We start from the raw sequence: 14,956 nt of genomic DNA, 5'->3' as shown, positions 1-14,956 counted from the left end.
CGCGACGGGACCGTCACGGCCCGAGTGCCGCGAACGCTCCGTTCAGGACGTTCACCGTCCCCGACCGAGCGTTCGCGGCTCCGGCGCCACCCTCGCTTCGCCCTCATCCCAGGCGGCGACCTCGACGTGCGGTTGCGCTGCTCACCCTGGTCGGCCAGCCTGACGACATCATGACTGAGATCTCCGTACCCGCCGCCACGCCGCGGCACAGCTCGCGGCTGAGCGCCGTGCCCAAGGTGTTCGCCGTCGCGCTGGGCGTACTGGCGGCACTCTGCGTCCTGGCGGCGCTCAACGCCGCCGTCGGCCGCGGGGTCCAGCCGGTGCGGGAGTTCATCGACGAAGCGATCTTCCCCGCGCCGGCGAACATCGCCTACGGCCTGTTCCTCGCGGTGCTGGCGGGCGCGATCTCCCGCCGCAAGCGCGCGGCCCGCACCATCATGATCTGCCTGCTGCTGGTCCAGGCGGCGCTCACCGCGCTGACGATCCTGCTGTTCACCCTGGCGCCGGACGAGGAGCTGGTCGACGACGACGGGGAGCCGCTGACGCTGTCGGGCTGGGACACCTGGTCGCTGTGGCAGTCCTTCGTGATCGCCGTCCTCGCCGTCGGGGTGCTGATCGCGGCGCGGCGCGAGTTCTACGGCCGGACCAGGAAAGCCGCGCTGCGCAAGGCGATCCTGCTGTTCGCGGGACTGCTCGGCATCTCGATCCTGCTCGGCGGCCTGCTGGTCCAGGTCTTCCCCGGTTCGCTGCGCTCGGCGAGCGACCGGTGGAGCTGGGCGGCCGAGAAGGTCATCGGCGGCGCGATCCGGCTGGACATCACCCGTGTCGGCAACGCACCGGGCTGGGTGGCCGTGATCGTGTCGCTGTTCGGAGCGGTGTCGATGTTCGCCGCGCTGCTGTGGACGCTGCGTTCGCAGCGCACGGCGTCGATGCTCACCGCCGGCGACGAGGTCGCCATCCGCGGTCTGCTCGCCGCGCACGGCGAACGCGACTCCCTCGGCTACTTCGCGACCCGGCGGGACAAGGCCGCGATCTTCGCGCCGTCCGGCGAAGCCGCCGTCACCTACCGCGTCGTGGCCGGTGTCTGCCTCGCCAGCGGCGACCCCATCGGCGACCCGGAAGCGTGGGACGGCGCGATCTCCCGCTGGCTGGCGATGTGCGCCGAGTTCACCTGGAGCCCGGCGGTGATGGGCGCGGGCGAAGAGGCCGCCGAGGCCTACGTGCGGGCCGGGCTGAAGGCGATCGAACTCGGTGACGAGGCGATCCTCGACGTCGCCGACTTCACCCTCACCGGGCCGGACATGCGCCCGGTGCGCCAGGCCGTCACGCGGATCGAACGGGCCGGGTACACCGCGCGGATCCGGCGGCACGCCGACATCCCGGCCGACCAGCTCACCGCCGCGACGGAACTGGCCGAACGCTGGCGCGACACCGACACCGAGCGTGGGTTCTCCATGGCGCTCGGGCGGATGAACGATCCCGTCGACGGACGCTGCGTGCTCGTCGAGGCGGTCGACGCCGACGGGCACGTCCGCGCCCTGCTTTCGTTCGCGCCGTGGGGAAAGGCCGGGCTGTCGCTCGATCTCATGCGCCGCGACCGGAACGCGGGCAACGGCCTGATGGAGTTCATGGTCGCCGCGCTCGCCGCCGGCGCCCCCGCGCTCGGCGTGCGGCGGATTTCGCTCAACTTCGCGGTGTTCCGCGCGGTGTTCGAGGAAGGCGCCCGGATCGGCGCCGGGCCGATCCTGCGGGTCTGGCGACGGCTGCTGCTGTTCTTCTCCCGCTGGTGGCAGCTCGAATCGCTGTACCGGTCGAACGTCAAGTACCGCCCGCACTGGGCACCCCGGTTCCTCATCTTCGGCGACCGCCGTGACCTGGCCAGGGTCGGCCTCGCCTCGGCCATCGCGGAGGGTTTCCTCGGCCGCGGCACGAACGTCCCGGCCCGCGCGGGCGACACGGCGCTGCTCGCCGCGATCGAGGACGCCGAAGCCGCCGCGAAGGTCGTGGACGACCGCGCCGCCCCGGTGCCGGAACAAACCCGGATCCGGCTGGACAAACTCGCCGAACTGCGGACCCGCGGCATCGATCCGTACCCCGTCGGCGTGCCGCGGGACACCACATTGGACGCGGTGGCGCGGCGTTTCCCCGATCTCGCGCCCGACACCCGCACCGGGACGCGTGTCGCCGTCACGGGCCGCGTCATGCTGCTGCGCGACCACGGCAAGCTGTGCTTCGCGACGCTGCGGGACTGGTCCGGCGATCTCCAGGTGATGCTCGCCGAACCCGGCACCACCGCGGAAACGCTCCGCGAGTGGCGGGCCGACGTCGACATCGGCGACCACGTCGCGGTGCGGGGCGAGGTGATCACCACCCGGCGCGGCGAGCTGTCCGTGCTCGTCGAGCACTGGGAGCTGGCGTCGAAATGCCTGCACCCGCTGCCCGACAAGCGCGCCGGGCTGACCGATCCCGAGGCCAGGGTCCGCCGTCGCTACCTGGACCTGGTCGTCCGGCCCGAGGCCCGCGAACTGCTCCGGGCACGTGGGGCCGCGGTGCAGGCACTGCGCACGACCCTGCTCGACCGCGACTATCTCGAGGTCGAAACCCCGATGCTGCAACCGGTGCACGGCGGCGCCAACGCGCGCCCGTTCCAGACCCACATCAACGCCTACGACATGGGGCTCTACCTGCGCATCGCGCCCGAACTGTACCTGAAACGGCTGTGCGTCGGCGGGGTCGAGCGGGTCTTCGAACTCGGCCGCACGTTCCGCAACGAGGGCGTGTCCTACAAGCACAATCCCGAGTTCACGATGCTGGAGGCCTACGAGGCGTACGCGGACTACCACGTCATGCGCGAACGCTGCCAGGAGCTGATCAAGGCCGCCGCGCACGCCGCCCACGGCCGCGAAATCGCGCTGGGCGAGGAAGAACTGGACCTCAGCGGGGATTGGCCCGTCATTCCGGTGCACACCGCCATTTCCGGCGCGCTCGGCGAGGAGATCACCACGGCCACCCCGGAATCCCGGCTCCGCCAGCTGTGCGACGCCGCCGGGATCGTCCACAATCCACAGTGGACACGCGGGGCGGTGGTACTCGAGCTGTACGAACGGCTTGTCGAGGAACAGACGACCGGGCCGGTCTTCTACACCGACTTCCCCGCCGACGTCTCCCCGCTGACCCGGCCCCATCGCGAGGATCCGGCGCTGGCCGAACGCTGGGACCTGGTCATCCGCGGCACCGAGATCGCCACCGCCTACTCCGAACTCGTCGACCCCGTCGAGCAGCGGCGGCGCCTGGTCGCGCAGTCCCTGCTCGCCGCGGGCGGCGACGCCGAGGCGATGGAGGTCGACGAGGACTTCCTGACCGCGCTCGAATACGCGATGCCGCCCTCGGGTGGTCTCGGCATGGGCGTCGACCGGCTGGTCATGCTGCTGACCGGAACCACGATCCGCGACACCCTCGCCTTCCCGCTCGTCCGCCCGGAGTGACCGGGAGGACGAGCGGGCGGGCGTCGGTCAGTCGGTGCCGGACTCCATCGCGGCGCGGTCGAGCCATTCGTTGTCGCCGCCCTGACCGCGGGAGGCGATCGCTTCGGCGCCACCTTCGGGCATGGCGCCGATGAGCCCGGTCGACGCCGCCTGCGCGGCGCCGATCAGCGTCGGGTGGGTACTGCCGACCATGCCGAGCCCGGCGTACTGCTCGAGTTTGGCGCGGGAGTCGGCGATGTCCAGGTTGCGCATGGTGAGCTGGCCGATGCGGTCGAGGGGGCCGAAGGCGGAGTCCTCGGTGCGTTCCATCGACAGCTTGTCCGGGTGATAACTGAAGGCGGGGCCGGTGGTGTCCAAAATGGAGTAGTCCTCGCCGCGCCGCAGCCGCAGCGTGACCTCGCCGGTGATGGCGGTGCCGACCCAGCGCTGCAGCGACTCGCGCAGCATCATGGCCTGCGGGTCCAGCCAGCGGCCCTCGTACATCAGCCTGCCCAGCCGCCGTCCCTCGTTGTGGTAGGCGGCGAGGGTGTCCTCGTTGTGGATCGCGTTGACCAGGCGTTCGTAGGCGATGTGCAGCAGCGCCATACCCGGCGCCTCGTAGATGCCGCGGCTCTTGGCCTCGATGATGCGGTTCTCGATCTGATCCGACATGCCCAGCCCGTGCCGCCCGCCCACGGCGTTGGCCGCCAGCACCAGGTCGACGGCGGTGTCGAACTCCTCACCGTTGATCGACACCGGACGGCCCTGGGCGAAGCCGATCGTGACGTCCTCGGTGGCGATCTCGACCTCGGGGTCCCAGAACCGGACGCCCATGATCGGGTTGACGATCTCGATGCCGGTGTCGAGGTGCTCAAGGGACTTGGCCTCGTGCGTCGCGCCCCAGATGTTCGCGTCGGTGGAGTACGCCTTCTCGGTGCTGTCCCGATACGGCAGGTCGTGCGCGAGCAGCCACTCCGACATCTCCTTGCGCCCGCCCAGCTCGCTCACGAACGCCGCGTCCAGCCACGGCTTGTAGATCCGCAGCGACGGGTTCGCGAGCAGGCCGTAGCGGTAGAACCGCTCGATGTCGTTGCCCTTGAAGGTCGAGCCGTCACCCCAGATCTGCACGTCGTCCTCGAGCATCGCGCGGACCAGCAGGGTGCCGGTGACCGCGCGGCCGAGCGGGGTGGTGTTGAAGTAGCTGCGGCCGCCGGAGCGGATGTGGAACGCGCCGCAGGCCAGCGCCGCGAGGCCCTCCTCCACGAGCGCAGCACGGCAGTCGACCAGCCGCGCGACCTCCGCGCCGTAGGCCTGGGCGCGCCCGGGCACCGAGGCGATGTCAGGGTCGTCGTACTGGCCGATGTCGGCGGTGTAGGTGCAGGGCACCGCACCTTTGTCGCGCATCCACGCGACCGCTACCGAGGTGTCGAGACCACCGGAGAAGGCGATCCCGACTCGTTCGCCGACAGGCAGGGAGGTGAGCACTTTGGACACGGGTGGAAGTATATACACATCCATGCATGACCATTCAAGTCGGGGGTGCACCCCGCTTCATCCGGGGTCCGCGGCGGCGCGGTATTCCCGGGGCGAGGCACCGAGCAGCCGGACGAACATCGTGGTGAACGCCGCGGGGCTCTCGTAGCCCATCGCCGTCGCGATGTCCGCGACGGGCAGGCCGTCGGCCAGCAGCGGCAGCGCGTGCAGGACGCAGGCGCGCTGACGCCAGCGCGTGAAGCTCATCCCGGTCTCGGCGTGGAAGAGCCGGTTCAGCGTGCGCTCGCTGACGTGCAGGCGGGCCGCCCAACGTGCGGGCGGATCGTGGACGTCCGGCGCCTTCGCGAAGGACTCGCACAGCGCCCGCAGTCCCTCGTCACGCGGCAGCGGGAGGTCGAGTGGCAGCGGGGCGAGCCCGCTCAGCTCGTGCAGGAGCAGGGAGACGAGCGTCGCGTCCCGGCCGCGCCGGGGATAGCGCGGGGCGATGTCGACCGCGGCGAGCACCAGCTCCCGCAGCAGCGGTGAGACCTCCACGACCTGACAACGCTGCGGAAACCAGGGCACCGCGGCCGGTTCGATGTAGAGGCTCCGCGTGCCACCGCCCATCATCGTGACCTGGTGTTCGGTGCCCGGCGGGATCAGGACCGCGCGGTGGGCCGGGACGACCCAGCTGCTCTCGGCCGTCTCGGCACGCATGAGGCCGTTGGCGCTGTAGAGGAACTGGGCTCGCCGGTGCCGATGCCAGGCCACCACGTGGTCGGGCGCGTAGTCCGTCCTGATCGCCAGCACGGCGCGATCGATGTCGTCCACTTCGTCGATCAGGACGTTGTGCATGTGCCCGACGATACCGTGTCCATTTCACGAAAGAAGTTGGCGATCTTTCGATTGCACGCCTCGGCAGGACGCTCGTACGGTTGCCGAAGTGCTCACCTCGATCCTGTTGTTGCTCGCCTTCGGCTGCCTGAGCGGCTTCACCACCGTCCTCTTCGGATTCGGCGGCGGCTTCGTCACCGTTCCCGTCGTGTACGGCGTCGCACTGGCCCGTTCCGGCGGCGACGCGATGCACGTCGCCGTCGCCACCTCGACCGCGGTCATGGTCGTCAACTCCGCGACAGCTACCGCCACCCAGCTCAGTTCCGGGCGGCTGCGCAAGGAATACGTATGGCCGCTGGTCGCCTTCATCGGCGTCGGCGCGGTTCTCGGCGCCCTCGCCGCGACCGTGGCGGACGACTCCGTCCTGCGCGTCCTGTTCGTCGTCTACCTCGCTTTGACCATTGTGGACAGTGTGCTGCGGAAGGGATTTCTCCAACCGGGTTCCGCCGAGCAGCCACGGACGCTCGGGAAGGCGACCAGCACCGCGGGTGGCGTCGGCATCGGCGCGGTGGCGAGCTTCCTCGGCGTCGGCGGCAGCGTCATGACCGTGCCTTTGTTGCGGCGCAAGGGTTTGCCGATGGCCGACGCGGCGGCGATGGCCAACCCGCTGAGCCTTCCGGTCGCCGTGATCGGCACCGCGGTGTACGCCTTCGCCGCCACCGCGTCCGGCCCCGCCCCCGCCGGGCAGATCGGCTACGTCGACCTCGTCGCGGGCGCCGCCCTGCTCGCCGGTTCCCTGCCCACCATCGCCGTCGCCCGTCGCGTCCTCGGCCGCCTCCCCGACCGCGTGCACGCGATCACCTACGTCTGCCTGCTCGCCGCCGCCCTCATCGCCGTCCTCGCCCGCTGACGAACCGGCGAACTCGCGTACCCAGAGAGTCGGCCGACGCCCCTGCCGGGTCGGTTCGCGAACCGACTGTCCGGGTACGCCGGCCGACCGTCCAGGTACGCGAGTTGGCGTGTGAAGCACGGCTAATGGCGGCGTTAAGAAACCGTCGATGGACTCGGGGCAGGGCGCCGGGGCAGATTGTTCTCTACCCAGCGTCACCACACCCGGGAGCACCTCACCCGGATGGCCGCAGGGGGCTTGTCCCGGTCAGCGCCCGACCTCCCCGTGCGGGTCCTGGCCCGCACGTGTACAGGAGGCTCAACGGTGAAAGCACTGGTGAAGGACAAGGCGGAGCCCGGTCTGTGGCTCCGCGACGTGCCCGAACCGGCCGTCGGCCCCGGCGATGTCCTCGTCCAGGTCCTGCGGACCGGGATCTGCGGCACCGACCTGCACATCCGCAGCTGGGACGGCTGGGCGCGGCAGGCGATCAGCGCGCCGCTCGTGGTCGGCCACGAGTTCGTCGGCGAGGTCGTCGAGGTCGGCCGCGACGTCACCGAGATCACCGTGGGTGATCGCGTCAGCGGGGAAGGCCATCTCGTCTGCGGCAAATGCCGTAACTGCCTGGCCGGGCGGCGGCATCTGTGCCGCGCCACCGTCGGCCTCGGCGTCGGGCGTGACGGGGCCTTCGCCGAGTACGTCGCGCTCCCCGCCTCCAACGTCTGGGTGCACCGCGTGCCCGTCGACGTGGACGTCGCCGCGATCTTCGACCCGTTCGGCAACGCCGTGCACACCGCGCTGTCGTTCCCGCTGGTCGGCGAGGACGTGCTGATCACCGGCGCCGGTCCGATCGGCCTGATGGCCGCGGCCGTGGCCAAGCACGCGGGCGCCCGGCACGTCGTCGTGACCGACGTCAGCGAGGAGCGGCTCGCTCTGGCCCGCAAGGTCGGCGCGACGGTCGCGCTCAACGTCGCGCACAGCTCCATCGAGGACGTGCAGCGCGAACTCGGCCTGCGCGAGGGTTTCGACGTCGGCCTGGAGATGTCCGGCAATCCCCAGGCGATGCGCGACATGCTCGCCAACCTCACGCACGGCGGCAAGATCGCGATGCTCGGCCTGCCGTCGCAGGAGTTCGCCGTCGACTGGGCCAGGATCGTGACGTCGATGATCACGATCAAGGGCATCTACGGCCGGGAGATGTTCGAAACCTGGTACGCGATGTCGGTGCTGCTGGAAGGAGGGCTCGACCTCGCCCCGGTGATCACCGGCCGCTACAGCCATCTCGACTTCGAGGCGGCCTTCGACGACGCGGCGAGCGGCCGCGGCGGCAAGGTCATCCTCGACTGGGCCGCCTGACAACCCGTAAATCCGAGACCTGCCAAGGGAATCCAGCATGTTCGACTCCGTCCGCGAGGACCTCAAGGCCACCCTCGACGAGATCACCGCCGCGGGCCTGCACAAGCCCGAGCGGGTCATCGGCACGCCGCAGTCGGCGACCGTCGACGTCACCGCGGGCGGCCGTCCCGGCGCGGTGCTGAACTTCTGCGCCAACAACTACCTCGGCCTCGCCGATCACCCCGACGTCATCGCCGCCGGCCACGCGGCGCTCGACCGCTGGGGCTACGGCATGGCGTCCGTGCGGTTCATCTGCGGCACCCAGGAAGTCCACAAGGAACTGGAAAACCGGCTTTCGGCGTTCCTCGGCCAGGAGGACACGATCCTCTACTCGTCGTGTTTCGACGCCAACGGCGGTGTCTTCGAGACGCTGCTCGGCGCCGAGGACGCGGTCATCTCCGACGCGCTGAACCACGCCTCCATCATCGACGGGATCCGGCTGTCCAAGGCCGCCCGGTACCGCTACGCCAACCGCGACATGAACGACCTCGAACAGCAGCTGAAGGAGGCGACGGCGGCCGGCGCGCGGCGCAAGCTCGTCGTCACCGACGGCGTGTTCTCGATGGACGGCTACGTCGCGCCGCTGCGGGAGATCTGCGACCTCGCCGAGCGGTACGACGCCATGGTCATGGTCGACGACTCGCACGCCGTCGGCTTCGTCGGCCCCGGCGGGCGCGGCACGCCCGAGCTGCACGGCGTCATGGACCGCGTCGACATCATCACCGGCACGCTCGGCAAGGCGCTCGGCGGCGCGTCGGGCGGTTACGTCGCCGCGCGGGCCGAGATCGTCGCGCTGCTGCGTCAGCGTTCGCGCCCGTACCTGTTCTCGAACAGCCTCGCCCCGGTGATCGCGTCGGCCTCGCTCACCGTGCTCGACCTGCTGGAATCGGCGGGCGACCTGCGTGAGCGCCTCACCGCGAACACCCAGCGGTTCCGCACCCGCATGGCCGAGGAGGGCTTCGACATCCTGCCCGGCGATCACGCGATCGTGCCGGTCATGATCGGCGATGCGGGCGAGGCGGGCAGGCTCGCCGAGCTGCTGCTGGAGCGCGGCGTCTACGTCATCGGCTTCTCCTACCCCGTGGTCCCGCAGGGCAAGGCCCGGATCCGCGTGCAGCTGTCCGCGGCGCACTCGGCCGAGGACATCGACCGCGCGATCGCCGCGTTCGTCGAGGCCAGGAAGGCACTGGCAGGATGACGGGGTGATCGAAGCCCGACGGTTGCAGGCGCTGCAGGCCGTGGCGGACCACCACACGGTGACCGCCGCGGCGGCGGCCCTGTACCTGACCCCGTCCGCCGTGTCCCAGCAGATCGCCGCGCTGGAACAGGAGACGGGGCACAAGGTCCTGGAGCGCGACAAGCGCGGTATGCGGCTCACCCCGGTCGGGGAGATCCTGCTCCGCCACGCGCACGTCGTGCTGGCCGAGCTGGAGCGCGCCAAGGCCGAGGTCGCCGCGTACACCTCCGGTGACGCCGGCGAGGTCACCGTCGCCTCCTTCGCCACCGGGATCGCCGTCGTGCTCGCCCCGGCCATCACCGCGCTCGGCACGAGTTCGCCGGGCATCCGGATCCGGGTGCTGGACGCCGAAGGCGACGAAAGCCTGCCGATGGTGCTGGACGGACGCGCCGACATCGCCGTCGCCGTCGAGTACCGGGGCGCGCCCAGCGCCGACGACCGGCTGCAGCGGGTACCGCTCTACGCCGAGCCGTTCGACGCCGTGCTCCCCCGGCGGCACCGGTTCGCCGAGGCGGAAACCGTCCCGGTCGCGGCGCTCGCGGAGGATCCGTGGATCGGCCCGTATCCCGGGAACCCCTGTCACGACGTGATGGTCCTCGCCTGCGAGTACGCCGGGTTCGAACCCCGGCTGCAGCATTCCTCCGACGACTTCCGGGCCGTGGTCACGCTCGCCGCGGCCGGGGCCGGGGTGGCGCTCGTGCCCCGCTCCGCGTTGCGCGACATGGATCTCTCCCAGGTGGCGGTCCGGCCGGTCGACGACGTCGTCGCGACCCGCCGGGTGTTCGCCGCCGTGCGCTGCGGCACCGAGGACCACCCGCTGCTGCGGCCCGTCCTCGACGCCCTGCACGCCGCGGCCACCGCCCCCGCCGCCGTCGGCTGACCGGTCCGTGAAGGCCTCCTTCACAGCGCTCAGCTCCGTGAAGGCCTCCATCACAGCGCTCAGGGTAGGGAAGGGGGCCTTCACGGACAGCCGCCGGGGATATCGCGTTCCCTTGACTGTCGTCAGGATTGGGCGATACTGAGCTGGCCTCGACGGCGTCCGGGAAGGGACTCCTGATGCAGCTCTCGCCGACCGCGCACGTGGACACCTTCTGCCGGGATCACCTTCCGCCCGCCGATCAGTGGCCCGAGTTCCCGTCGCTGTCCGAACTCGGTTACCCCGGCCGGCTCAACTGCGCGAGCGTGCTGCTGGACGAGCCGATCGCCCGGTACGGCGGCGACCGGACCTGCCTGCGTACGCCGGAGGAACACTGGACCTACGACGAACTGCGTGCCACCGCGAACCGGATCGCCCGCGTGCTGACCGAGGATCTCGGTGTCGTCGCGGGCAATCGCGTACTGCTGCGCGGGCCGAACAACGCGTGGCTCGTCGCCGCGTGGCTGGGCGTCCTCAAGGCGGGCGCGGTCGCCGTGACCACCATGCCGCTGCTGCGGGCGGGCGAGCTGCGGAAGATCCGCGACATCGGCGAGGTCGGTTTCGCCTTGTGCGATCATCGTTTTCTCGACGATCTCCAAGTCCCCGGACTGCGCGTGCTGCCGTTCGGCGGCGACACCGATGACGACCTCACAAGGCGCTGCGCGGAAAAGCCGCCCGGCTTCGCCGACGTCCCCACCGCGGCGGACGACGTCGCCTTGCTGGCCTTCACTTCGGGCACGACCGGGCGTCCAAAAGCGACACTCCACTTCCATCGCGACGTCCTCGCCATCGCCGACACGTTCTCGCGGCACGTGCTGCGCCCGGACGCGGACGACCTGTTCACCGGCACGCCACCGCTGGCGTTCACCTTCGGGCTCGGCGCGCTGGTGATCTTCCCGCTGCGCGCCGGAGCCGCGAGCCTGCTGCTGGAGAAGGCGACCCCCGAACAGCTCGCCGGGCACATCGCGGAACACCACGCCACCATCTGCTTCACCGCGCCCACCGCGTACAAGGCGATGCTGGCCACCGGCGCGGCAGCACGACTGCGATCGTTGCGACGCTGCGTTTCGGCGGGCGAACACCTTCCCGAGGCGATCTGGAAACGCTTCCACGCGGAGACCGGCGTCAAGCTCATCGACGGCATCGGCGCCACCGAACTGCTGCACATCTTCATCTCCGCGGCCGACGACGACATCCGGCCGGGCGCCACCGGAAAGCCCGTCCCCGGCTACCGCGCCGCGGTGCTCGACGACGCGGGAAACCCCGTGCCCGACGGTGAAATCGGCCGTCTCGCCGTCCAGGGCCCGACCGGCTGCCGCTATCTGGACGACCCGCGACAGGCCGAGTACGTCCGCGACGGCTGGAATCTCACCGGCGACACGTACCTCCGCGACACCGACGGCTACTTCTGGTACCAGGCCCGCTCCGACGACATGATCGTGTCGGCCGGATACAACATCGCCGGCCCCGAAGTCGAAGAAGCCCTCCTCGCGCATCCGGACGTCGACGAATGCGGCGTCGTGGGCGCTCCCGATCCCGACCGGGGCCGGATCGTCTGCGCCTTCGTCGTCCTCGGCCCCGGCAGGCAGCCCGGCGAGGCCGCGGTGCGGGAGCTCCAGGACTTCGTCAAGCAGCGGATCGCGCCGTACAAGTACCCGCGCCGGATACGGTTCCTGAAAGCGCTTCCCCGGACCAGCACAGGAAAGCTCGAACGCCATCGGCTGCGTGAGGACGCGGCGTTGCCCGGGTAATCACCGAAACTTGTCCGTTTGTCACCGAAAGATCGGACGAATGCCTCTGTGCGGCAGCCGGTTCGCACGCCAAGATCGTCCGCATGAGACTGAGATCGGCGACCAGACACACCCTTGTCATCGGGCTGCTGGCCCTGCTCGGCACCACCGTGCCCGCAGCCACGGCCACCGCGGATCCCGTTGCCGCACCGAATTCCTCGGTGGACGCCACCGCCCGGCCCCGCGGCGGCTGGGAACCGGTCGGCCCGAACAGCATCGGCGGGATGCTGGGCGTGTCCGCGTCACCGGACAAGATCGCCATGATGGAACCCGCCCCGCCCATGCTGTGGTTGTCGGATGACCGCGGCGCCTCCTGGAGCGTCCGCCGCGAACTCCCGCAGGACACCGTGATCCAGGCCTTCGTCACCAACCCGGCCGACGAGAACCGGATGCTGGCCATCGGGAACAAGCAGGAGGGCAGGCCGGACCAGTGGCGCGGCAAGCTGCTGTCCACCACCGACCGCGGCCGGACCTGGCAGGTGCTCCAGGAGTGGTGGCCCGAGGGCGCGTTCCAGCTCACCGCCGACCCGGCCGGCCGCACGATCGCGGTGCTGCAGATGAACGGCGTGAGCATCAGCACCGACGCCGGCGCGACCTGGCGCGTAGTGCCCAGGACCTGGCCACGCGACGGGATCGCCGCGCCGGTGGGCGATCAGCGGATGACCGTGGTGGGCGACGATCTCTACTTCACCACCGTCCATCCGGAGTACTCGCTGTGGGCCATTCGCGGCTACGCCGGAGCGAACCCGAAGGCCGAGCGGGTCTACCAGGCGGAAACCGACGTCAACCAGGTCGCGTCCGACGGACGGCAGATCGTGGTCACCGTCGGCACCGAACTGCGGGGTTCGAACGACGGCGGCAAGACCTGGACGGTGCTGCGCCGCGACCCGACCGGACAGCGTTTGCGCGAGCCGCGGTTCGTCAACGGCAGGCTCTACACCGCCACCTACCAGGACCTCGACGTCAGCACCGATGCCGGCAAGACGTGGACTCGCAAGCCGGTGCCCTCGCCCGGCGAGGGCGTGACCGACATCGCCGATCTCCCCGCCGGGAAGGGAAAACCGGCGACCACGCTGATTTCCGCGCTGTACCGGGGTGTCTACACCGACAAGGGCAAGGCGGGCTACGAGCAGATCGGCGTGCCCGGCGAGTCGATGCGCCAGCTGGTGACGACCGGGAGCTTCTGGCAGCCGCAGAGCCTGGTCGCGGCCGGGATGCAGGAGATCTACAACACCCAGCTGCCGCAGGGCAGGATCACCCCGTCGACCCGGGTCTGGCAGTCGCACCCCGGCGACCGGCTGCACGAGAACGCCTACCTCTCGGTGTCCCCGCGCCGCCCGGACGTCGTCTGGCAGGTCACCAAGAACGGGTTCAACACCGACGTGCTGCGCAGCGGTGACGGCGGCCGGAACTGGCAGCTGGTCAGCCAGGGACACGAGGGCTCCGCGCAGGCGTTCCTGGTGAATCCGGCGGATCCGGACCGGCTGCTGATTTCGGCGTTCTCCATGTACGGGTACGTCACCTATCGCAGCGATGACGCCGGGAAGCACTGGGAACGGACCGACGCTCCCGGCTTCCTCGCGCTGGCCGGGGACCCGAGGAACCCGAACCGCGTCTGGGGCGGCGGCATGAGCGGCCTGTCCCGGTCCGACGACGGCGGCAAGACGTGGACGCAGGTGTCGGAGGAACCGGTCAGCGCCATCGCGGTGAGCGGCTGGGGCGAGGGCCGCATCGTCGTGGGCGGCGCCGGCCTGCGGCTCAGCACCGACAACGGCCGCACCTTCCGGCAGGTGCACGAAGGCGGGAACCCGCGGGAATTCACCCGGATCGTGGCGCATCCGTTCGATCCGCGCGTGTGGTTCGCGGGCAAGGCGGGTGACGACGGCGTCGGTGTGCTGCGCAGCACCGACTTCGGCCGCACCTGGTCGCCGCTGCCCGGTGCGATGCCCGATTCCCGGGTGCTTTCGCTGACGCTCAGCGCGGACGGCGGCAAGCTGTTCGCCGGGACGTCGCAGTCCGGCGCGTACCGCCTGACGCTCTACTGATGGATCAGCCGTACGCCGCGAGCAATCCCGCTCGCGGCGTACGGCTGTGAGTACCATCCGAAACCGTGGAAGATCCAGCCACCGCCGCGGCCCGGCTCACCGGGCAGCCGGTCACCCGGACGCGTCGCGTGTCCGGCTCGCTGACCGAAGCCGTGCTCGAGGGCGGGGACGTCGTGATGGTCAAGCGCGGTCACGGCCCCAATGCCGTCGCGGCCGAAGCCGCCGGACTGCGCTGGCTAGCCGAGCCCGGCACCGTGCCCGTCCCCCGGGTCCGGGGCGATGACGACGAGTGGCTGGTCCTCGACCGCGTCGAAACCGGACGCCCCAGCCTGGCGGCCGCGGAAGCTCTGGGTCGTGGACTGGCCGCACTGCACGCCGCGGGCGCGCCCGCCTTCGGCGCCGCACCGCCCGGCGGACCCGCCGAGGCGTGGATCGGTCTCGCCCCGATGTCCACCACGACCGGAACCGACTGGCCCACCTGGTATGCCGAACAGCGCGTGCTGCCCTACGTTCGCCGCGCCGTCGATGACGGAACCCTCGACCGCGCGGAAGCCGCTGTCATCGAACAGGCCTGCGAGCGCCTCCCGACGTCGGCCGAACCACCCGCCCGGCTGCACGGCGACCTGTGGAACGGCAACGTCCTCTGGGCCCCGGACGGCGCCTGGCTGATCGATCCCGCCGCGCACGGTGGCCACCGGGAAACCGATCTGGCCATGCTCCACCTGTTCGGCTGCCCGCAGCTGGACCGGCTGCTCGACGCCTATCAGGAGGTCACCCCGCTCGCCGAGGGCTGGGCCGGCCGGATCGGCGCGCACCAGCTGTTCCCGCTACTGGTCCACACCGTCCTTTTCGGACGGTCCTATGCCGGGCAGGCGGTCGCGGCGGCGCGGGCGATCCGCTGACCGACCCGCAGCGC

Annotated in this window: 10 protein-coding genes; 8 read left to right on the top strand and 2 right to left on the bottom strand. The window is 70.8% G+C overall.

The features are described 5' to 3' along the window. Positions 1 to 170: 170 nt before the first annotated feature. Positions 171 to 3,485, top strand: a complete 3,315-nt coding sequence (gene lysX / locus ACFWX1_RS35565) for a bifunctional lysylphosphatidylglycerol synthetase/lysine--tRNA ligase LysX (protein WP_378394181.1) — start codon at positions 171 to 173, stop codon at positions 3,483 to 3,485. Positions 3,486 to 3,512: 27 nt separating this feature from the next. Here lysX and argG read toward each other — a convergent pair whose 3' ends face one another. Then, positions 3,513 to 4,958, bottom strand: coding sequence for an argininosuccinate synthase (gene argG, locus ACFWX1_RS35560; RefSeq protein ID WP_378394179.1), 1,446 nt, complete (start codon positions 4,956 to 4,958; stop codon positions 3,513 to 3,515). 57 nt (positions 4,959 to 5,015) lie between these two features. Beyond that, the gene (locus tag ACFWX1_RS35555) at positions 5,016 to 5,792 is read right to left on the bottom strand and encodes an AraC family transcriptional regulator (protein WP_378394177.1); all 777 of its coding nucleotides are present in this window, start codon (positions 5,790 to 5,792) and stop codon (positions 5,016 to 5,018) included. Between the two features lie 88 nt (positions 5,793 to 5,880). Between ACFWX1_RS35555 and ACFWX1_RS35550 the strand changes: the two genes are divergently transcribed. From ACFWX1_RS35550 to ACFWX1_RS35520, 7 genes are all read left to right on the top strand, one after another. After that, positions 5,881 to 6,681, top strand: a complete 801-nt coding sequence (locus tag ACFWX1_RS35550; protein ID WP_378394176.1) for a sulfite exporter TauE/SafE family protein — start codon at positions 5,881 to 5,883, stop codon at positions 6,679 to 6,681. A 303-nt stretch (positions 6,682 to 6,984) separates the two neighbouring features. Beyond that, on the top strand, positions 6,985 to 8,013 hold the full coding sequence (gene tdh, locus ACFWX1_RS35545; protein WP_378394174.1) for an L-threonine 3-dehydrogenase: 1,029 nt from the start codon (positions 6,985 to 6,987) through the stop codon (positions 8,011 to 8,013). A 37-nt stretch (positions 8,014 to 8,050) separates the two neighbouring features. Further along, positions 8,051 to 9,250: a glycine C-acetyltransferase gene (locus ACFWX1_RS35540; RefSeq protein ID WP_378394173.1), complete on the top strand. Its 1,200-nt coding sequence runs from the start codon at positions 8,051 to 8,053 to the stop codon at positions 9,248 to 9,250. 4 nt (positions 9,251 to 9,254) lie between these two features. Beyond that, the gene (locus ACFWX1_RS35535; RefSeq protein ID WP_378394172.1) at positions 9,255 to 10,169 is read left to right on the top strand and encodes a LysR family transcriptional regulator; all 915 of its coding nucleotides are present in this window, start codon (positions 9,255 to 9,257) and stop codon (positions 10,167 to 10,169) included. Positions 10,170 to 10,345: 176 nt separating this feature from the next. Next, complete coding sequence (locus ACFWX1_RS35530) at positions 10,346 to 11,956, top strand: AMP-binding protein (RefSeq protein WP_378394171.1); 1,611 nt, start codon at positions 10,346 to 10,348, stop codon at positions 11,954 to 11,956. Positions 11,957 to 12,039: 83 nt separating this feature from the next. Next, the gene (locus ACFWX1_RS35525) at positions 12,040 to 14,040 is read left to right on the top strand and encodes a WD40/YVTN/BNR-like repeat-containing protein (protein ID WP_378394170.1); all 2,001 of its coding nucleotides are present in this window, start codon (positions 12,040 to 12,042) and stop codon (positions 14,038 to 14,040) included. 65 nt (positions 14,041 to 14,105) lie between these two features. After that, complete coding sequence (locus ACFWX1_RS35520) at positions 14,106 to 14,942, top strand: fructosamine kinase family protein (RefSeq protein WP_378394169.1); 837 nt, start codon at positions 14,106 to 14,108, stop codon at positions 14,940 to 14,942. The last annotated feature ends 14 nt before the right edge of the window (positions 14,943 to 14,956 follow it).

The sequence above is a fragment of the Amycolatopsis sp. NPDC059021 genome (genome assembly GCF_042739895.1).
In the GTDB taxonomy this organism is placed as follows: Bacteria; Actinomycetota; Actinomycetes; order Mycobacteriales; family Pseudonocardiaceae; genus Amycolatopsis.
This window is presented reverse-complemented; position numbering and strand designations above follow the sequence as displayed.